The sequence below is a fragment of the Sphingobium sp. genome, from assembly GCF_048594625.1.
Classification (GTDB): Bacteria; Pseudomonadota; Alphaproteobacteria; order Sphingomonadales; family Sphingomonadaceae; genus Sphingobium.
This window is the reverse complement of the sequence record NZ_JBMDWL010000069.1, coordinates 1-19,710: the sequence shown is the minus strand read 5'-3', so window position 1 is coordinate 19,710 and position 19,710 is coordinate 1. Positions and strand designations below refer to the sequence as shown.

Here is a 19,710-nt window from a genome sequence, read left to right as displayed (position 1 = left end):
TGCTCGTCAGATCGGCCCAGCTGCCGGTCGCCAGCGGGATCGCATCGTCCAGAAATGCCTTGGCCCATGCGATGACCCGCGCGCCGCGGGCGGCGTCATAGCCCTTCCCCGCCGCGGCGCCGGGGATTGCATCGGTGCCGTAGAGCGCGTCATACAGGCTGCCCCAGCGCGCATTGGCGGCGTTCAGCAGGAAGCGGGCGTTGAGGATCGGCACGACCAGCTGCGGCCCGGCGAGGCGCGCGACTTCATTATCGACATGATCGCTGCCGATAGTGAATGGCGCAGGTTCGGGGACCAGATAGCCGATGTCGCGCAGGAACGCCTGATAGGCGGCGGCATCATGCGGCTGGCCACGGCGCTGTTCATGCCAGCTGTCGATCTGGGTCTGAAGCGCGTCACGCTTGCGCAGCAGGGCGGCGTTGTCGGGCGTGAAGCGGGCGAAGATGTCCGCCGTACCGGCCCAGAAGGCGTCGGCGCTGATGCCCGTTCCGGGCAAGGCGCGATCCTCGATGAAGTCGGCCAGCAGTTGCGCGACCTGAAGCCCTGCCCTGTCCGTCATTGCGTCGATGCTGCGGTCGGTCATGTCAGTCCACTCCTTTATGATGCGCCCATCATAAAGATTTTCCATTATGCCGTTTAGACGCTATTATGCGAACACAGTCATTCTTCTGGTGAACGAATATGATGGACCCCGACCATGAACTGTTCGTGACCGTCGTGGATGAAGGCGGGCTGGCGGCGGCCGGGCGGCGGCTGCTGATTTCGCCTGCGATGATGTCCAAACGGCTGGCGCGGCTGGAGGAGCGGCTGGGCGCGCGATTGCTGCATCGTACCACGCGGCGGCTGGCCCTGACCCCGGCGGGGGAACGGCTGCATGCCGACCTGCGCGGTATATTGGCGGCGCTGGATGAAGCGGAGCGGCGCGTGTCGGGCACATCCGCCACCCCGTCCGGCCCACTGCGCATCACCGCGCCGACATCCTTTGGCCGGATGCACCTTGCCCCCTATCTGCATCGCTTCATGGATGCGCACCCCAAGGTGGAGCTGCGCATCGACCTGTCGGACGATTTCGCCGACCTGATCGAAAGCGGGGCGGACATCGCCATCCGCATCACCGCCGATCCGGGGCCGGGCCTGATCGCGCGAAGGCTGGCGACCAACCGCCGGATATTGTGCGCCGCGCCTGCCTATCTGGCGCAGCATGGGGTGCCGCAAAAGATCGCGGACCTGAGCGATCATCGCCTGATCGCCGCCGATGGGCAGATGCCCTGGCGACTGATCGGGCCGAAGGGACCGGTGAAGGTGGAAGGGCGCAGCCATGTGCGCACCAACAGCAGCGAACTGGTGCGCGAGCTGACGCTGGCGGGCGGGGGTATTGCGCTGCGATCGCTGTGGGACATCAGCGCAGCATTGGAGCGCGGCGAGGTGCAGCAAATATTGGCGAGCCATGAAGGATCGGCGGACGTCGGCCTGTTCGCGGTACAGCTGCCCCAGCCCCATCCGCCCGCCGCCATCACCGCCTTCGTCGATTTTCTTGTTACACTTTATGTCCCGACCCCGCCGTGGGAACGGACTGGCTTGCCCTAGCGGAACCGACGCTCTAAGGCCGCGCCCATGGACGATAACACCCGCCGCGCCGCCCTAGACTATCACCGCTTTCCCCAGCCTGGTAAGCTCCGCATAGAGCCGACCAAGCGCATGGTGAACCAGCGCGACCTTGCGCTGGCCTATTCGCCGGGCGTCGCCGCCCCGTGTGTCGAGATCGCCGCCGATCCCGACAAGGCGATGGACTATACCGCGCGCGGCAATCTGGTCGCCGTCATTTCCAACGGCACCGCCGTGCTGGGCCTGGGCGCGATCGGCGCGCTGGCGTCCAAGCCGGTGATGGAAGGCAAGGCCGTCCTCTTCAAGAAATTCGCCGACATCGATGTGTTCGACATCGAAGTCGACACCACCGACACCGACAAGTTCGTGGAAGCCGTCGCCCTGCTGGAGCCGACATTTGGCGGCATCAACCTGGAAGACATCAAGGCGCCCGAATGTTTCGAGATCGAGGCTCGCCTGAAGGAACGGATGAACATTCCGGTCTTCCATGACGATCAGCATGGCACCGCCATCGTCGTGGCCGCCGCCGTGCGCAATGCGCTGGTGCTGCAGGGCAAGACGCTGGCCGACGCGAAGCTGGTGACATCGGGCGCGGGCGCGGCTGCGCTGGCCTGCGTCGACCTGTTGGTGTCGATGGGCCTGCCGATCGAAAATGTGACGATGACCGACAAGGACGGCGTCATCCATTCGGGTCGCGAAGGCATGTTGCCCAACATGGCGCGCTATGCCCGCAACACCAATGCGCGCACCCTGCCCGACGTCCTGCCGGGCGCGAACCTGTTCTTAGGGTTGTCGGCGCCGGGCGTGCTGAAGCCCGAATGGCTGCCGCTGATGGCGCCCAATCCACTGATCTTCGCGCTCGCCAATCCGGAGCCGGAAATCCGCCCCGAAGCCGCGCGCGAAGTGCGCCCCGACGCGATCATCGCGACGGGCCGGTCGGACTATCCCAATCAGGTCAATAACGTCCTGTGCTTCCCCTATATCTTCCGCGGCGCGCTGGACGTGGGCGCGACGCAGATCAACGAAGCGATGAAGGTCGCGGCGGCCGACGCCATCGCCAGCCTCGCCCGCATGCCCGCGCATGACAGCGTGGCGCAGGCCTATGGCGGGCGCAAGCTGGTATTCGGCGCGGACTATATCATCCCGACGCCGTTCGACCCGCGCCTGATTGGCGAAATCGCGGTCGCCGTCGCGCGAGCGGCGATGGACAGCGGCGTCGCCAAGAAGACGCTGGACCTCGACGAATATAAGCGCAGCCTGACGCACCAGAACACCCGTTCGGGCCAGCTGATGCTGCCGGTGTTCGAAGCCGCGCGTGGCAGCCAGACCCGCATCGCCTATGGCGAAGGCGAAGACGAGCGCGTGCTGCGCGCCGTGCGCGACGCGCTGGACGAAGGGATCGTCCGCCCGACACTGGTCGGTCGTCGCCGCATTCTGGAGCAGAAGCTGCCCGACCTTGGCCTCAACCTCGACCTCGACAAGGATGTCGAGCTGATCGATCCGGAAACCGATCATCTGGTGATGGGCGAACTGGTCGAAGCCTATCGCGCGGTCGCATCGCGCCGGGGCGTGCCGGCCGATGAAATCCTGCGCCATGTCTATCGCCGCCCGACCGTGACCGCCGCCATGCTGCTGCGCACCGGACGGGTCGATGCCGCGCTGGTCGGCGGCCGATCCGAATATTGGGGGCAGGTCGAACATGTGCTGCGCATCATCGACCGGGATTGCGAACATAGCCGCGTCTATGCGCTGTCGGGCCTGATCCTGGACGCGGGCGCGCTGTTCATCACCGACACCCATATGGTGCCCAACCCGTCGCCCGAACAGATTGCGGAAATGACGCTGGCGGCGTCGGCCGAACTCAAGCATTTCGGCCTGACGCCGCGCGTGGCGTTGCTGTCCCACTCCAATTTCGGCGCGTCGCATACCGACAGCGCGGGCAAGATGCGCAAGGCGCTGAAGCTGGTGCGCGAAGCTGCGCCCGACCTGGCGGTCGATGGCGAAATGCATGCCGACGCGGCGCTCAGCCAGTCGCTGCGTGAACGCCTGATCCCCGATTCGCGGTTCGAAGGACCGGCGAACCTGCTGGTGATGCCGAACCTGGACGCCGCCAACATCACGCTGACGGCGCTGGCCGCATCGTCCAGTTCGCCCACCGTGGGACCGATGCTGATGGGTCTGACCAAGCCGATTCATGTGCTGACGCCCGGCGTCACGTCGCGCGGCATCCTGAACCTGACCGCCATTGCCGCGGCGGAAGTCGCGCGCGCAGGCTGATCCGGCCGGGGCGTCTCCGGTCCAGCGGATCGGATGCCGCCCCGGCTGCCCGCCCTGCCCTGACATGGCCGTCGGCTGCTCCAGCCGACTTCATCATGCAAGGACGGTCTTTTATTGGTCGCATGATGCGAGCCGTCGGCTGTTCCAGCCGACTTCATCATGCAAGGACCGTCTTTCGTTGGTCGCATGATGCGAGCCGTCGGCTGTTCCAGCCGACTTCATCATGCTCTAACCTTTTGCGGCTATCCTGCGCGCGAATGGAGGCATCGGGGCGAATATGGCGAATTTTCTGAAACGCTTCGGGCCGAAGCTGGCGATTGGCGGCGTGGTCGTCATCACCGGGCTGGTGGTGGCCGCATCGATCGACCGGCCATCCTTTGGCGGATCGATCACCGCGCCCGCCGCGCCCGAAACGGTCGCAGCGGCTGATCCCGCTCCAGTCTCGCCCCCCACCCCTGCCGCCACCCCCGTCCCGGCGAAACCGGTCGAACGGCGCAGCGATCAGGGCATGGCCGTCGATCCCAATGCGCTGCGCGTGAAGCGGGTGCTGAAAATCGACGGGCCGTTCCGCCATGGCGATTTTGCCTGGGACGAAAAGGGCGCGCCCGCGACCGGCCCGGTCGTCGTTACGGTGGACCTGCGCGCGCAGACGCTGTCGGTGTTTCGCGCAGGTTATGAAATCGGCGCGGCGGTTATCCTGTATGGCGCGACCGACAAGCCCAGCCCCAAGGGCGCATTCCCGATCACGCAGAAAATCGCGGACTATTATTCGCGTACCTATGACAATGCGCCCATGCCCTTTGCCCAACGGCTGACCAGCGACGGCGTGTTCATCCATGGCAGCGACGTGCAATGGGGCCGCGCCACCCATGGCTGCATCGGCGTGCCAAAGGCGTTCGCGCAGAAACTGTTCGGCGTGACGAAGGTGGGCGACGTCGTCGTCATTACCGATGGCAAGATGCTGGACGTCAGCAGGGCGCAGGTGGGCTGAAAATACCGCGCTATTGCGGACTTTATTGCGGGGCGTCCTCTATCGCCGCGTTCCTGCCGGTGGTGAGCGCGCTGCCGCCGGACGCCGCCATGATGCACAGGATCGCGAACCATTGCAGCGGCGTCAGTCGCTCACCCAGCACGATGAAGCCCGCCAGCGCGCCAACGGCGGGCGCGGAACTCAGCATCAGGCCGAATACCGGGGCGGGCAGCCACCGCATCGCCTCCATCTCCAGCGAATAGGGGAAAGCACTGGACAGCAGCGCGATCGCCAGCCCCACCATCAGCACCCATGGCGAAAACAGCGCCGCCCCCGCATGGGCAAGGCCGACCGGCATCATCAATATCGCCGCGACCAGCATGCCCCATGCGGCGGCATCGCCGCCCAATGCGCCGGAAATCCGTTTCCCCGTCAGGATATATAGCGCCCAGCAGGCAGCCGCCCCAACGGCGAAGGCGACGCCCAGCGGATCGAGCGCAGCGTCGCTTTTGAGGGGGAGCAGAAGCAGAAGCCCCGCAACCGCAGCGCCCAGCCACAGGAAATCGCGGGGTCGGCGCGACCCGAACAGCACGATCGCCAGCGGCCCCGTCACCTCTATCGCCATGGCGATGCCCAGCGGAATGCGGGCAAAGGCTTGATAGATGAACAGGTTCATGAACCCCAGCGTCACGCCATAGGCCAGCAGCGGCCAGCGTATGTCGCGTGGGATCGGTCGCCGCCACGGCCGCCGGAACAACAGCAGCAGGATCGCCGCCAGATCGATCCGCAGCGCCGCGATGCCATAGGCGCCGACCAGCGGAAACAGCGTCTTGGCAAAAGCCGCGCCCAAATTCATGGAACTGAGCGAGAGCAGCACCGCGCCCGCGCCAGCCAATGCGGCGCCGCGCCCGCCATGATGCCCATCCCTTGCCATAAGCGGGCGCTATAGCCGATCGGACCCAAAGCGCCCAATGCAATTGATTGCAGAACACGACGTCGCAACTGCAAAAATCTCATATACGGGCGGGGTTGACCGAAGCCGTCATCAGGCCCATTTGCGTGACTTCCGTATTATTTTGCAACGCAGCATGGAGCATGCTATGGGCACTCGTCCCCAGACCGCGCATCCTGCGCTCGTCCTGTTCGCCCTTGCCGTTGGCGCTTTCGCCATCGGCACGACCGAATTTGCGTCGATGAGCCTGCTGCCCTTTTTCGCCCGCGACCTGAACATCGACATCAGCACCGCCGGGCACGCCATCAGCGCCTACGCGCTGGGCGTCGTGGCAGGCGCGCCGGTGATCGCCGCGTTCGGCGCGCGCCTGCCGCGCCGAACGCTGCTGATCGGCCTGATGGCGATGTTCGCGCTGGCCAACGGCCTGTCGGCACTGTCGCCCGGCTATCACTGGCTGCTGCTGTTCCGGTTCCTGTCTGGCCTGCCGCACGGCGCCTATTTCGGCGTCGCCGCGCTGGTCGCCGCCAATCTGGTGCCGATCGAAAAGCGTACGCTGGCGATCGCGCAGGTCATGTCGGGCCTGACCGTCGCCACCGTAATCGGCGTGCCGGTCGCCAACTGGATGGGTCAGGTGCTGGGCTGGCGTTCCGGATTCTTCGTAGTCACGGCGCTCGCCGTTGCGACGGTGACACTGGTCGCCATCTACGCACCGCGCGACGCGGGCGACCCCAAGGCCAGCCCGATGCGCGAACTGACGGCGCTGACCCGCGTGCAGGTATGGCTGACGCTGCTGACCGGCGCGATCGGGTTTGGCGGCATGTTCGCGGTCTATACCTATGTCGCGTCGACCATGATCGAAGTGACCCATGTGTCCGAAACCTATGTGCCGTTGATCCTGATCATATTCGGCATCGGACTGACGCTGGGCAATCTGGTCGCCGCATGGCTGGCCGACCGGGCGCAGAACCGCACGGTCATCGGCGTGTTGCTGTGGAGCGCGGCGTCGCTGGCGCTGTTCCCGCTGATGGCGGGCAATATCTGGACGCTGAGCATCATCGTCTTCCTGATCGGCATCGGCGGCGGCCTGGGTACGCCGCTTCAGGCGCGGCTGATGGACGTGGCGGGCGATGCGCAGACGCTGGCGGCGGCGCTGCATCACAGCGCATTCAATTTCGCCAATGCGCTGGGTCCGTGGCTGGGCGGGCTGTCGATCGCGGCGGGCTATGGCCTGGTATCGACCGGCTGGATCGGCAGCGCACTGGCGCTGGGCGGCCTTGCCATATTCCTGACCGCCATCGCGATCGACCGGCGGCCGGGCAGCGCTGTGCTGGCCCCGGCCGAATGACATCATTCCGGAAAATATGATAGGACAGCACGGCTGACACTTTGCAGCCGATCGCAATGTCGTTATAAGGTGGCGCAATAATATAACAGGAGGATGCCGGGCGTTCCTTGGCTTTACGGATTTCGTCCATGGCACCGCCTCCTACCCTTCCCCCCGCACGGCCGCACAGCCTGGCCGAGGATGGCTATGCCATCGCCATCGGTTGCGCCTTCATCGCCATGGGGCTGATGCTGCTGAAGGCGGCCAATCTGGTGACGGGCGGCATGGCGGGGATCGCGCTGTTGCTATCCTATCTGATCCCTTGGTCGCCCGCCGTCCTGTTCATCCTGATCAACATCCCCTTCTTCCTTTTTGCGGGGCGGGCGATGGGGCTGGCCTTTGGCCTGAAAACCCTGTTCGCCAATGTCGCGATCATGGGCGTGGGCGTCGCCATGCCGACCGCGTTGCAGATCGCGAAGGTCAATCCGGTCTTTGCCGCCCTGTTCGGCGGGTCGATCATCGGTTTCGGCATATTGGCCATCGCCCGCCATGGCGCGGGCGTGGGCGGCGTGGGTGTCGTCGCGCTGATCCTGCAGCGGTCGCGCGGATGGAATGCCGGGCGCACGCAGCTGATCTGCGACAGTTTGATCCTGATCGCGTCGCTGCCGGTGCTGACGACGGGGCAATTCTGGCTATCGGTGCTGTCCGCCATTGCGATGGATGCGGTTTTGATGGTGAACCATCGGCCCGGCCGCTATATCGGGCATTAACCCGTGCAGAGCGCATTCCCGGCGTCATCGCGCGCGCGCAGGGCGCTGACGGCGTCGCTGGCGGTGCGGGGGAAGCTGACCCCCTCCAGCGATCCACGCCCTTCGCACAGGTCCGCGCAGGCCATGTCGACCACGCCGGGCAAGGCCACCTGATCGCCATCATATTGCGCGACGACGATGCAGCGGTCGCCGCTCGTGAAATGCAGGATCAGCTTGTCGCCCGCGCGCCGTGCCGTCCCCTGCCCCCGGCAGCTCTGATCCTCACCGAAATTGGCCTGCAGGCCGAAGCGGAACGCCGCATCCTTGCCACCGGGCATGACGCATAGCAGGTCACGGCCAGCCTCATGACTGCGTCGGTACAGGCCCACGGGCGACGTCTTCGTCGCATCGACGATGGCGCCGCTTGCGATTGCGGCGCGCTCAAGCCCCGATACAGGCGCGCCGACGCCATCCGGCACGGCCTGCGTCGCCGCCGGATCCCGCTGACACGCGGCCAGCATCAGGATCAGCGCGACGCTAGCCCGCCGCATCGATGCCGGGGTCGACTGGCGTCAGGCCGTCCGTCCCGACCCGGCGAAAGAAGCAGGACCGCGCGCCGGTGTGACAGGTGGGACCAGCGGGCACCGCCTTCACCCAGACGGCGTCCTGATCGCAATCGATGCAGATGTCGCGCACTTCCAGCATATGACCCGACGTTTCGCCCTTTTTCCACAGCGACTGGCGGCTGCGCGACCAGAAATGGGCAAGGCCGGTTTCGACGGTCAGCGCAAGCGCCTGCGCATTCATATGTGCGACCATCAGCACGCCACCATCGACGGCGTCGGTCACCACGGCGGTGATCAGGCCGTTATCGTCATATTTGGGGTTGAGGGTCAGCCCCCGGTCGCGCGCATCGGTCATGCCGGGGCTATAGAACATCGCGGTGAAAAGTGGGAACCGCTTTTGCGTATCGCGCGGGCGAAAAGCGCGCCTGTGCCGTGGTAGAACAGGCCCCTTGTGACAGGGGAAATAAGCGAAAATGGGGCGATCGACGGGATCCGAACCCGCGACCTCCGGTACCACAAACCGGCGCTCTAACCAACTGAGCTACGATCGCCACGGGGGCTGTGCCCCTGAGAGAAGGGCCACATATGCGGCCGATCCCCAGTCGTCAAGCAATCAAAATGCAATGCAGAATTTTTCCTGCGATTACATGCCGGCAGCGCGCATCTGATCGCGTAATCGGGCCAGCGCCCTGTCCGACAGGCGCGGACGGCCGCTGGCGGGCTGGCCCTTGCGCAGGCGCGCCTTGTCCTTTTCGGGCGGATCAACGAAGCGCACGCGTACCGGCGCGTGACCCTGCGCCCGGATGCCCAGTTCATCGGCCGCGCCACGCGACAGGTCGATGATCCGCCCCTGCCCGGCAAAAGGCCCACGGTCGTTAACGCGGACAAGGATGGTCTTGCCGGTGTTGATCGCCGTCACCTCGACATAGCTGGGCAGCGGCAAGGTGGCGTGCGCGGCGGTGACCCATTTGGCGCGAAACTGTTCGCCATTGGCGGTGCGGTTGCCCGATTCCGACCCGTACCAGCTGGCATAGCCCAGCATGTCATAGGACGGATCGGCGACCGGAACATAGATGGTGCCGCGCACCTTATAGGGCGGGCCGATCTTGACGGGCGTGTCGCGCACCGGACGGAAATTACCGCCGCCACAAGCCGACAGCAACAGCGCGCAGGTCAGCGCAGAAATGATCCCCTTGGCCCTGCCCGTGCGTCCCGTCGTCATGGGGCCTGTCTAACCGGCCCGCTTAACGGGGTCGAGAGTTGGGCGTGAGAAAAGGAAGAGGTTGAAGGGTATGGCTGGCATGCGCGAACACGCGACCATATTCCGGGAGGGGGTTAGGGGGCTGGGCAGCGTTGCAAATGCCCACCCCGCTGCGACTAACGCGCTGCGCGCGCAAGTCTCGCTGCCCCTGCCGCAGGCGGGAAGGGAATGGCATCCCATCCATCCACATCGCATAAGAAAGGGACGAAGGCGCGTTTCGCCTTCGTCCCTTTCGCCTGTCGGCGTTCCGCGCCGCGAAGGGTGCCCCCTCTGTCGTCGCTCTACTCTCCAAAAAACTTCCGGCCGCGATGCCGGTATCCGGTCAAATGGTGGGCGCCCATATCGCTACAGGCGCCGCGCCCTTTAGTTGACCGAATCCTTGAGGCCCTTGCCAGCCTTGAACTTGGGCTGGGCCGAAGCCTTGATCGTCATGGTTTCGCCGGTGCGCGGGTTGCGGCCGGTCGAAGCCTTGCGCTGCGAAACCGAGAAAGTGCCGAAACCGACCAGGCGCACTTCGTCGCCCTTCTTCAGCGCGCCGGTGATGGCGTCGAACACGCCTTCGACCGCCTTGGTCGCGTCATTCTTGCTGAGGCCGCTGCTTTCAGCAACTGCGCTGATAAGATCCTGCTTGTTCATGCCTTGGGAACCCCCTTGTGCTGTTTGGTTGTATTAGGAATCGCGGCGTAGGGGGCGCAATAAGGCCCGGAATCCTACGCCTGTCAAAGGGAAAGCGACAAATCCGTCCGCGCGCGCCGAATTTTGCGCCAGCCCGCGCATCGTCGCCAAAACCTGCGGATAACCGCCGCTTTCCCTGACCATCAATGCCGCAATGCAGCATCCCCATCGCGCGCCGCCAGATTGCTCGGCTGCGCGGCCAGGTCATCTTCCTCGGTCCAGGCGATCGCTTCGGGCGTCGACGCCAGCGCGCGCGCCAGCACTTCGTCGACGTGGGACACCGGCACGATTTCCAGACCTTCACGGATGTTGGCCGGAATTTCCGCTAGGTCTTTCTCATTTTCCTGCGGGATCAGCACCGTCTTGATACCACCGCGCAGCGCCGCGAGGAGCTTTTCCTTGAGGCCGCCGATGGGCAGGACGCGCCCGCGCAGGGTGACTTCCCCGGTCATCGCGACATCCTTGTGCACCGGAATGCCGGTCAGCGTCGACACGATGCAGGTCACCATGCCGATGCCCGCCGACGGTCCATCCTTGGGCACCGCACCTTCGGGCAGGTGGATGTGGATGTCCTTGCGGTTGAACAGGCTGGGCTTGATGCCATAGCCGGGCGAGCGCGCCTTTACGTAGGAGAAGGCGGCCTGCACCGATTCGTTCATGACCTCGCCCAGCTTGCCGGTCGTCTTGATCGCGCCCTTGCCGGGCACGGTGACCGCTTCGATGGTCAGAAGTTCGCCGCCGACTTCGGTCCAGGCAAGGCCCGTCACCGCGCCGATCTGATCCTCTTCCTCGCCAACGCCATGGCGGAATTTGCGCACACCGGCAAATTCGTCGAGATTGTCGGGCGTTATGACGATCTTTTCATAAGCGCCTTCAAGGATTTTGCGCAGCGCCTTGCGCGCCAGACGCGCGACTTCGCGCTCCAGCGTGCGGACGCCCGCTTCACGGGTATAGTAGCGGATGAGGTCGCGGATCGCCTCTTCCGTTACTTCGAACTCGCCATCCTTCAGACCATGCGCCTCGATCTGCTTGGCGATCAGATGGCGCTGAGCGATTTCGACCTTTTCATCCTCGGTATAGCCTTCCAGCCGGATGATCTCCATGCGGTCGAGCAGAGGTTGCGGCAAATTCAGCGAGTTAGCCGTCGTCACGAACATGATGTCCGAAAGATCGACGTCGATTTCCAGATAATGATCCTGGAACTTGCTGTTCTGTTCGGGGTCCAGCACTTCGAGCAGGGCGGACGCCGGATCGCCCCGGAAATCCTGACCCAGCTTGTCGATTTCATCGAGCAGGAACAGCGGGTTCATCGTGCCCGCCTTTTTCAGGTTGGTGACGATCTTGCCCGGCAGCGAGCCGATATAGGTGCGGCGGTGACCGCGAATTTCGGCCTCGTCCCGCACGCCGCCCAGCGACTGGCGCACGAATTCTCGGCCGGTGGCCTTCGCGATGCTGCGGCCCAGCGACGTCTTGCCCACGCCCGGCGGGCCGACGAGGCACAGGATCGGACCTTTCAGCTTGTTGGTACGCGCCTGAACCGCCAGATATTCGATGATCCGGTCCTTGACCTTTTCCAGTGCGAAATGGTCCTGATCCAATATGTCCTGCGCTTTTTTCAGGTCATTCTTGACCTTGCCCTTCTTGCCCCATGGCAGGCCGAGCAGAACGTCGAGATAGTTGCGGACCACCGTGGCTTCGGCCGACATGGGCTGCATGCCCTTGAGCTTTTTCAGCTCCGCCGTGGCCTTGGCGCGGGCTTCCTTGCTGAGCTTGGTCTTGGCGATCTTTTCGGTGAGTTCGGCGAGTTCGTCACCTTCCTCACCCTCACCATTGCCCAGCTCCCGCTGAATGGCCTTGAGCTGTTCATTGAGATAATATTCGCGCTGGGTCTTTTCCATCTGGCGCTTCACGCGGCCGCGAATCTTCTTTTCGACCTGCAGCACGCCCAGTTCGCCTTCCATGAAGGCGAACACCATTTCGAGGCGCTTGACCGGATCGGCCTCGACCAGCAGCGACTGCTTGTCGGAGACCTTGACGTTGATGTTGGCGGACACGGCGTCGGCAAGGCGGCCGGCATCCTCGATCTCACGCAACTGCACCGGGGTTTCGGCGGGAAGCTTCTTGTTGAGCTTCGCGTAATTTTCGAACTGTTCGGCGACCGAGCGCATCAGCGCGGCGGCTTCCGGTCCTTCGGCGGCGATTTCCTCGACATCATGGACATTGGCGATCAGGTAATTGTCGCGCGTTTCCATAGAATCGAGCTGGGCGCGATGCTTCCCCTCCACCAGCACGCGCACGGTGCCGTCGGGCAGCTTCAGCAATTGCAGCACGATGGCGATGACGCCGGTGTCGTAGAGCGAATCGCGGCCCGGATCATCCTCCGCAGGGTCCAGCTGCGATACGAGGAAAATTTCCTTCGATCCTTCCATCGCGGCTTCCAGCGCAGCGACGCTCTTGTCGCGGCCCACGAACAGCGGGACGATCATCTGCGGGAAGACGACGATGTCGCGCAGCGGCAGAAGGGGATATTGCACAGTCATTCAGTCTCCGGGGCCGATGCGAAGCGGCCCTCTCCTACGGTTCATCGCCATTATGGTGATGCCCGTCGCGGCAATCAATCGGCCGATGTCATAATGGTGAAACGATGAACCAAAGATGATGATCCATCATTTGTGAAATGTGCCGTCGCGCATTTCGGTAGCGGCAACAGCCCCCCTCCCCGCCCGGCCACGATGTACGCGGCGGGACAGGCGGAAGGGCTCGCGCAATCCTTCCCGATCAGAAAGGCAGCTTGAAGCCGGGGGGCAGCGGCAGGCCAGCGGTCATCTTGCTCATTTCGGCATTGCTGACTTCATCGGCCTTCTTGCGCGCATCGTTGACCGCCGCGGTGATCAGGTCTTCCAGCATCTGCTTTTCCGACGGGGCAAGCAGGCTGTCGTCGATCGACACGCCAAGGATGCGCCCCTTGGCCGATGCCTTTACCTTGACCAGACCGCCGCCAGCCGCGCCTTCGACTTCCAGATTGTCGAGATTGTCCTGCGCACGCTGCAATTCTTCCTGAACACGGCTCGCCATGCCCAATATGTCGTTCAAATCCTTCATATCTTACGCACTCCATCGTTCGGGCTGGTCGGGTTCGACCAACACCGCGTCGGGGAAAGCGGCCATCGCCGCCTTGACCACCGGGGTTTCCAATATTTCCGCGCGGGCTTCCGCCTTTTCGGCCTGTTCCTGCTGGTGCAGGGTCGCTTCGCCGCCGCTTTCTTCCAGCCGCACGGTCCATTTCATGCCTGGCGTTGCGGCGTTGAGCGCCTGCGTGAGGTCACGCTTGAAATCGCCCTGCGGCCAGTCATGGGTCAACCGTACCGCCAGATCCGGTGGGTCGAGCGCCACCAGTGCCGCGCAATCGTTCAGGAAATTCGCCAGAGACGGCTTCTGCCTGTCGATCAGCGCCACCAGTTCCTGCATCGTGCGCGGCAACATGGCCGACGGTTCGGCGGATGGACCGTCCTGTCCAACACCCGGCGACGCGAGCGTGGCGCCGGTTCCGCCACCTTCACGCAGCAACCGCGCCAGTTCGCCGGGGTCCGGCATGGTCGCGGCGTGCATGACGCGCAGCAGCGCCATTTCGCAGCTTTCGATGGGCAGGACGGCGCCCGCCACTTCATCATGCCCCTTCACCAGCAGCTGCCACAGGCGATGCAGCGGCGCAAAGCCAAGCTGCGATGCCCAGTCGGCCAGCGCTTCCCGCTCCTCCGCCGACTGACCGGGGCTGGCGATGTCGCGCCCGGCCTTGACCAGCGTCACGGCGTGGGTCAGTTCCATCAGACCGCGCATCAGCGACAGCGGCTCCACGCCCAGCGCATATTGATCGCGCACCGCGCCCAACAGCGCGGCGGTGTCCCCCTCCAGCAGCAGGCCCAGCAGGCGCCGTGTGGAACCGCGATCCGACAGGCCCAGCATGTCGCGCACCTGCGCGGCGGTGACCATCGGCGCGCCGCCATCCTCCCCATCCGGCCCCATTTCCGCATGGGCGATCGCCTGATCGAGAATGGACAGGCCATCGCGCGCCGATCCTTCGGCCGCCTGCGCGATCAGCGCCAGCGCATCGGGTTCGGCCGCCACGCTTTCCGCCTCCACCACATGGGTGAAATGCGCGGCCAGCAATTCTGCGGGAATGCGGCGCAGGTCGAAACGCTGGCAACGGGACAGCACCGTCACCGGCACCTTGTTCACTTCGGTCGTCGCGAACAGGAATTTCACATGGGCGGGCGGCTCCTCCAGCGTCTTCAACAGCGCGTTGAAGGCGTTTTTGGACAGCATGTGCACTTCGTCGATGATGTAGATCTTGTAGCGCGCGGACACGGCGGCATAGCGCACAGCCTCGATAATCTCGCGCACGTCGTCCACGCCGGTATGGCTGGCGGCGTCCATTTCCACGACGTCGATATGCCGCCCCTCGGCAATGGCGACGCAGGGTTCGCATACACCGCACGGATCGATGGTGGGACCGCCCTGGCCGTCCGGACCGACGCAATTGAGCGCCTTGGCGATCAGGCGGGCGGTGGACGTCTTCCCCACCCCGCGCACGCCGGTCATCAGGAAAGCATGGGCCAGACGGCCGCGTTTGATGGCGTTGCCCAGCGTTTGGACCATCGCGTCCTGCCCAATCAGTTCGCGAAAGCTGCGCGGTCGATATTTGCGCGCAAGGACGCGATAGGGCTGCTGGGAATCGGACATGGTCATCGTCTAGCCGTTCAGACGGCCATTGTCGAAGCTGGATGATGTTTGAAAAGTAGGAGCCGGAACGACCCGTGACGAAATCACTGTGGCTGCTTCCGTCAGGACCTGACCCGGTTCGCGACGATCACGTCCGCCCGACTCCCGGCGCGGCATATGCAGAAGTGACGCGACGATGGCAAGGCCTCTTGCGCAAACTCCGTTCGTTTCGAGCCTGTCGAGAAACGACTGGCGAAGACTTCTCGATTTCGCTCGAAGCGAACGGAGTCCATGCTTACTCCAGCCCGCTCTTCTGTGCCTTCGCGACGAAGGCCAGCGCGGCTTTGGCGGTTTCCGCAATCGCCGCCTCCGCCTTTTTCGCGTCGACGGTCGGCCGGTCCAGATAGACGGCCAGAATATATTCGTCCCCCGCAGGCGATTTCACCAGCGCGACGTCATTATAGGCGGTGCCGCAGGTGCCGGTCTTGCTGCCCGACGTCCATCCTTCGGGCAGGCCCGCCTTGATCCGGTGGTCGCCGGTGCTGCTGGCGTTGAACCATGTGCGCAGCCGATCCGCGCTGTCGCCCTGCATATCCTTGAAGAACAGCCGCCCCATCAGCCCGGCCATGGCAGCGGGCGACGTCGTGTCGCGCTCATCCCCTTCCGCATTTTCGTTGAGCGCGGGTTCGTTGCGGTCCAGCCGCGTCACGCTGTCGCCATGGGCGCGGATGAAGGCGGTCAGCCCCTCCGGCCCGCCCAGCATCGGCAGCAGCAGATTGGCGGCGCTGTTGTCGCTGACCTCCACCGCCGCCTGCGCCAGTTCGGCCATGGTCATGCGGCCGCGCTTCAGGTTCTTCTTCACCACCGGCGCATAGTCGAGAATATCGTCCTTGCCGAAGGGGATGGTCCCTTCCAGCCCGAACTTGCCCCCTTCCGCGCCGATCAGCACGGCAGCGGCCAGCGGCGCCTTGAAGGTCGAGCACATGGCGAACCGTTCGTCCCGGTTGAAGCCCAGCAGCAGCGCGCCCGATTTATCGACCAGCGCGACGCCCAGCCGCCCGCCGGTTTCCTTTTCGATCTCCGCCGGATTGCGCGCATCCGCCAGCGCCGATTGCGGCACCAGATAGCGCGGCGCGGCGGGCATCAGCGAATCGAGGCGGCCGGTCGGTACCGGCTCCCTGGGCGGGGCCTTCTTGTCGGCGGCCAGCGACGGCGCGGCCAGCAGAGACGCGGCCAGCAGACACGGGGCGGCGAACGCGATGGTCAGTTGCTTCATGTCGAAATCACATGCCCTGCATATTGTTGAATTCACCGGGGATATGCACGGTCAGCCCGTCCAGCGTCCCATCCAGCACGATCTGGCACGCCAGGCGGCTGGTGCGGGTCGCGGCGGCGGCAAGGTCCAGCATATCCTCTTCATCCTCGGTTGCGCGGGGCAGTTTCGGAAAATCGGCAGCGTCCACAATGACATGACAGGTGGAACAGGCCATCTGCCCTTCGCATGTCCCCTCCAGCGGCTGGCCCGCCGCCTGCGCAACTTCCAGCAATATCGCACCAGCGGGCGCGTCCACCTCCTGCCGTCGTTCGCCATCGGCGCTGATGAAGGTGACCCTGGTCATAGATTGCGTGCGCTCCCTTTTACGGCGCCGCTTGTACGGCTGCCGCCTCATTCAATTCCGTTGCAGCCCTCTCCAAATCCTGCGCGGTGGTGTAACGGCCAAAGCCGATCCGCACCGATCCGCGCGCCTGTGCGTCTGTCAGGCCCAGTGCGCGCAGCACATGGCTAGGCCGTCCGGACCCGCTTGCGCAAGCGCTGCCGAGCGAAAAAGCAACATTGCGGCAATGGGACAACAGTCGCGCGCCGTCGATCCCGTCGCGGCGGAGGTTAAGGTTGCCGGGATAACGCTGGGTTGCAGCGCCGTTGAGCGTCCAGTCGGAAAAGAGCGTGCGGGCCAGCAGCGACAGGCCGTGAATATGGGTGCGATCCTCTTCGGCGCGGTCCCGCATCAGTCTGGCCGCGATGCCGAACCCGGCGCATAGCGCGGGCGGCAGGGTGCCGGACCGCAGTCCGCCTTCCTGCCCCCCGCCATGGATCAGCGGCGCGGGCCGCACCCCATCGCGCAGCCATAGCGCGCCCACGCCCTTTGGCCCATGGATTTTATGCGCGCTGATCGCGACCATATCGACATTGGCGGGGATCGGCACCCGGCCATAGCCCTGCACCGCGTCGCACAGGAATAATGCGCCCGCCCGGTGCGCCAGGTCGGCCAGCGCCTCCACCGGCTGGATCACGCCGATCTCATTATTCACCAGCATTGCGACGACGAGTGAGACAGTCGGCACGATGGCGCGCGCGGCGGCATCCAGATCGACGATGCCGCCCGCATCGACCGGCAATATCGTGACCCTGCGACCGGACCGGGCCAGCACCTCCACCGTGTCCAGCACGGCGGCATGTTCGGTCGCGATGGTCACGATGTCGCCGGGCGGCGCGCCCTGTATCGCGATATTGAGCGCTTCGGTCGCGCCCGATGTGAAGATCAATTTCCCGCCCGATGGCAGCAATCGTGCGACTTCATCGCGCGCCACCTCCACCTGCGCGGCGGCAAGGCGGCCTGCGCGATGGGCGCTGTGCGGATTGGCGAACTGATCGCGCAGCAGCGGCACCATGGCATCGAACGCTTCTGGCGCGAGCGGCGTCGTCGCCTGATAATCCAGATAAATCAATTCTTTGCTTTCTCAGCCATGGCGACCCATGCGGCGATGAAACTGTCCACTTCGCTGTCGCTGGTCTGCGGGCCGAAGCTCACCCGGACGACTTCCGACGCCGCCCTGTCGTCCCACCCCATCGCGCCCAGCACATGGCTGGTCTTGAGCGATCCGGACGAACAGGCGCTGCCCGCCGACACCGACATCCCCTTCATGTCGAACTGGATCAGCTGGGCGCGGGCCGACAGGCCGGGCATGCGGTAACTGGCGATAACGGGCAGGCGCGGCGCATCCCGCGCGACGATAACGCCGCCCGCCGCCTCCACCGCCGCGTCCAGCCGCGCGCGCATGGCGGCGGCACGCGGCAGCCAGTCCTCCCGTGCATCCAACGCAGCCGCCATGGAGAGGATCGCAGGCAGATTTTCAGTGCCCGCGCGATAGCCCTGTTCCTGCCCGCCGCTCGGCTCGATCAGCGTCAGGTCGCGGATCAGCAGAGCGCCGATGCCCGGCGGCCCGCCAAATTTATGCGCGCTGATGGCGATCATATCCGCATCGGGCAACGGCAGCTTGCCCGCGCTCTGGGCGCAGTCGGCGAACAGGATCGCGCCGTCGCGATCGATCCGGTCGAGCGGCTGGATCACGCCGGTCTCATTATTGACATGCTGTATGGCGATGATCGCCCCGGCCAGATGGTCCGACATCTGGACGATCCCGCCGCCATCCACCACCAGCCGTTCCGCCCCCTTCGTCACGCGCAGCACGGCGTCATGTTCCACCGGCGATGTAACGATCCGGCCCGCCTTCGTGCGGGTCAGGGCGATGGCGATGGCCTCGCTCGCGCCGGAGGTGAAGAGGACGTACCCGTGCCAGCCCAGCGCCGCCGCGATGCGTTTGCGCGCATCTTCCAGCGTGGCGCGGGCGGCGCGGCCATCGGCATGGGGGCTGGATGGATTGGCCCAGCTGGCCATCGCCCCCACCATCGCGGCCTGCGCCTGTGGCAGCATGGGGGTGGTGGCGGCATGATCGAGATAAAGGCGTGTGGCGGCCAAGCGGCATTACTCATTGATTGCGGAAATGGCGGCGGCATCTATATAGGCGGATTGCCGCGTTGCGCCAGCATGAAGCATCATGCCTGCGCACCGGCCCCCATCCGCCGTTCCGAAAGGGCGGCCCAGAATCATAACAGGTGCCATGCCCGACGTCATTTTCCCCGGACCCGAAGGTCGTCTCGAAGGCCGTTTCAGCCCCCCGCCCCGCCCGCGCGCGCCGGTCGCCATGATCCTGCACCCGCATCCGCAGGGCGGCGGCACGATGAACGACCGCATCACGCAGGCGCTGTACAAGACCTTCGTGAAGCGGGGCTTTGCTGTGCTGCGCTTCAATTTCCGGGGCGTGGGCCGCAGCCAGGGCACGTTCGACAATGGCATCGGCGAACTGAGCGACGCCGCAGCGGCGCTCGACTGGGTGCAGAGCTTCCATCCCGAAGCGCAGACCACCTGGATCGCGGGCTTTTCCTTCGGCGCGTGGATCGGCATGCAGCTGTTGATGCGTCGCCCGGAAATCCGCGGCTTCATCTCGGTCGCGCCGCCCGCCAACATGTACGACTTTTCCGTCCTCGCGCCCTGCCCGTCTTCGGGCATCATCGTGCAGGGGACGTCGGACGAAGTGGTGACGGCCAGCGCCGTGCAGAAGCTGGTGGACAAGCTGCGCACGCAGAAGGGCATCACCATCCATCATGACGAAATTCGCGGCGCGAACCATTTCTTCGAACATGAACTCGACCAGCTGATGAAGTCAGTCGACAATTATCTCGACATGCGCCTGTCGCCGGATTCGCCGATCCGTTGAGATCGACCCGATAGCTGGCACAGCAAAAGGGCAGCCGCTGGCTGCCCTTTTTTTG

The 19,710-nt window shown here is 64.8% G+C and carries 18 protein-coding genes, 1 tRNA gene, 1 other RNA gene and 1 pseudogene; 6 read left to right on the top strand and 15 right to left on the bottom strand.

Annotated elements, in window-relative coordinates; all coding sequences use genetic code 11:
- Positions 1-583, bottom strand: a pseudogene (locus ACOJSJ_RS08435) (malate synthase G); the annotation flags it as partial.
- 98 nt (positions 584-681) lie between these two features.
- On the opposite strand from ACOJSJ_RS08435, the gene ACOJSJ_RS08430 reads away from it, so the two are divergent.
- From ACOJSJ_RS08430 to ACOJSJ_RS08420, 3 genes are all read left to right on the top strand, one after another.
- Positions 682-1,587, top strand: coding sequence for a LysR family transcriptional regulator (locus ACOJSJ_RS08430; RefSeq protein ID WP_420144538.1), 906 nt, complete (start codon positions 682-684; stop codon positions 1,585-1,587).
- Positions 1,588-1,614: 27 nt separating this feature from the next.
- Entirely contained in the window at positions 1,615-3,882 is a 2,268-nt protein-coding gene (locus ACOJSJ_RS08425) for an NADP-dependent malic enzyme (RefSeq protein ID WP_420144537.1), read from the top strand.
- A gap of 277 nt (positions 3,883-4,159) precedes the next feature.
- Positions 4,160-4,873 carry a L,D-transpeptidase family protein gene (locus tag ACOJSJ_RS08420; protein WP_420144536.1) on the top strand — a complete coding sequence of 238 codons (714 nt, stop codon included), beginning with the start codon at positions 4,160-4,162 and terminating at the stop codon, positions 4,871-4,873.
- A gap of 22 nt (positions 4,874-4,895) precedes the next feature.
- Here the strand turns inward: ACOJSJ_RS08420 and ACOJSJ_RS08415 are convergent, their stop codons facing one another.
- Positions 4,896-5,786 carry an EamA family transporter gene (locus ACOJSJ_RS08415; protein WP_420144535.1) on the bottom strand — a complete coding sequence of 297 codons (891 nt, stop codon included), beginning with the start codon at positions 5,784-5,786 and terminating at the stop codon, positions 4,896-4,898.
- Positions 5,787-5,940: 154 nt separating this feature from the next.
- Here ACOJSJ_RS08415 and ACOJSJ_RS08410 point away from each other — a divergent pair, with 154 nt between their 5' ends.
- Both ACOJSJ_RS08410 and ACOJSJ_RS08405 read left to right on the top strand, forming a co-directional pair.
- Positions 5,941-7,149: an MFS transporter gene (locus ACOJSJ_RS08410; protein WP_420144534.1), complete on the top strand. Its 1,209-nt coding sequence runs from the start codon at positions 5,941-5,943 to the stop codon at positions 7,147-7,149.
- 128 nt (positions 7,150-7,277) lie between these two features.
- The gene (locus ACOJSJ_RS08405) at positions 7,278-7,898 is read left to right on the top strand and encodes a YitT family protein (RefSeq protein ID WP_420144533.1); all 621 of its coding nucleotides are present in this window, start codon (positions 7,278-7,280) and stop codon (positions 7,896-7,898) included.
- Here the strand turns inward: ACOJSJ_RS08405 and ACOJSJ_RS08400 are convergent.
- The 13 genes from ACOJSJ_RS08400 to ACOJSJ_RS08340 all read right to left on the bottom strand — a co-directional run bounded on the left by ACOJSJ_RS08400 (position 7,895) and on the right by ACOJSJ_RS08340 (position 18,856).
- Entirely contained in the window at positions 7,895-8,428 is a 534-nt protein-coding gene (locus ACOJSJ_RS08400; protein ID WP_420144532.1) for a hypothetical protein, read from the bottom strand. The genes ACOJSJ_RS08405 and ACOJSJ_RS08400 overlap by 4 nt on opposite strands.
- On the bottom strand, positions 8,415-8,798 hold the full coding sequence (gene hisI / locus ACOJSJ_RS08395; RefSeq protein WP_420144531.1) for a phosphoribosyl-AMP cyclohydrolase: 384 nt from the start codon (positions 8,796-8,798) through the stop codon (positions 8,415-8,417). Before hisI ends, ACOJSJ_RS08400 begins: the two co-directional genes overlap by 14 nt.
- 119 nt (positions 8,799-8,917) lie before the next feature.
- Positions 8,918-8,994 (bottom strand) — tRNA-His (locus tag ACOJSJ_RS08390).
- Between the two features lie 92 nt (positions 8,995-9,086).
- Positions 9,087-9,665, bottom strand: a complete 579-nt coding sequence (locus tag ACOJSJ_RS08385; RefSeq protein WP_420144530.1) for a septal ring lytic transglycosylase RlpA family protein — start codon at positions 9,663-9,665, stop codon at positions 9,087-9,089.
- 402 nt (positions 9,666-10,067) lie between these two features.
- Positions 10,068-10,340 carry an HU family DNA-binding protein gene (locus tag ACOJSJ_RS08380; RefSeq protein WP_024019962.1) on the bottom strand — a complete coding sequence of 91 codons (273 nt, stop codon included), beginning with the start codon at positions 10,338-10,340 and terminating at the stop codon, positions 10,068-10,070.
- Between the two features lie 182 nt (positions 10,341-10,522).
- Entirely contained in the window at positions 10,523-12,919 is a 2,397-nt protein-coding gene (gene lon / locus ACOJSJ_RS08375; protein ID WP_420144529.1) for an endopeptidase La, read from the bottom strand.
- 238 nt (positions 12,920-13,157) lie between these two features.
- On the bottom strand, positions 13,158-13,481 hold the full coding sequence (locus ACOJSJ_RS08370; protein ID WP_420144528.1) for a YbaB/EbfC family nucleoid-associated protein: 324 nt from the start codon (positions 13,479-13,481) through the stop codon (positions 13,158-13,160).
- Between the two features lie 3 nt (positions 13,482-13,484).
- Positions 13,485-15,119 carry a DNA polymerase III subunit gamma/tau gene (locus ACOJSJ_RS08365; RefSeq protein WP_420144527.1) on the bottom strand — a complete coding sequence of 545 codons (1,635 nt, stop codon included), beginning with the start codon at positions 15,117-15,119 and terminating at the stop codon, positions 13,485-13,487.
- A gap of 51 nt (positions 15,120-15,170) precedes the next feature.
- An RNA gene (gene ffs, locus ACOJSJ_RS08360) (signal recognition particle sRNA small type) lies at positions 15,171-15,268 on the bottom strand.
- Between the two features lie 125 nt (positions 15,269-15,393).
- The gene (blaSGM, locus tag ACOJSJ_RS08355) at positions 15,394-16,374 is read right to left on the bottom strand and encodes an SGM family class A beta-lactamase (protein WP_420144526.1); all 981 of its coding nucleotides are present in this window, start codon (positions 16,372-16,374) and stop codon (positions 15,394-15,396) included.
- A gap of 7 nt (positions 16,375-16,381) precedes the next feature.
- The gene (locus ACOJSJ_RS08350; RefSeq protein WP_420144525.1) at positions 16,382-16,717 is read right to left on the bottom strand and encodes a 2Fe-2S iron-sulfur cluster-binding protein; all 336 of its coding nucleotides are present in this window, start codon (positions 16,715-16,717) and stop codon (positions 16,382-16,384) included.
- A gap of 19 nt (positions 16,718-16,736) precedes the next feature.
- Positions 16,737-17,825 carry a cysteine desulfurase family protein gene (locus ACOJSJ_RS08345; protein ID WP_420144524.1) on the bottom strand — a complete coding sequence of 363 codons (1,089 nt, stop codon included), beginning with the start codon at positions 17,823-17,825 and terminating at the stop codon, positions 16,737-16,739.
- Positions 17,822-18,856: a cysteine desulfurase family protein gene (locus tag ACOJSJ_RS08340; protein ID WP_420144523.1), complete on the bottom strand. Its 1,035-nt coding sequence runs from the start codon at positions 18,854-18,856 to the stop codon at positions 17,822-17,824. The genes ACOJSJ_RS08345 and ACOJSJ_RS08340 overlap by 4 nt, the downstream gene beginning before the upstream one ends.
- Positions 18,857-18,998: 142 nt before the next feature.
- Here ACOJSJ_RS08340 and ACOJSJ_RS08335 point away from each other — a divergent pair, with 142 nt between their 5' ends.
- Complete coding sequence (locus ACOJSJ_RS08335; protein ID WP_420144522.1) at positions 18,999-19,655, top strand: alpha/beta hydrolase; 657 nt, start codon at positions 18,999-19,001, stop codon at positions 19,653-19,655.
- Positions 19,656-19,710: the final 55 nt, after the last annotated feature.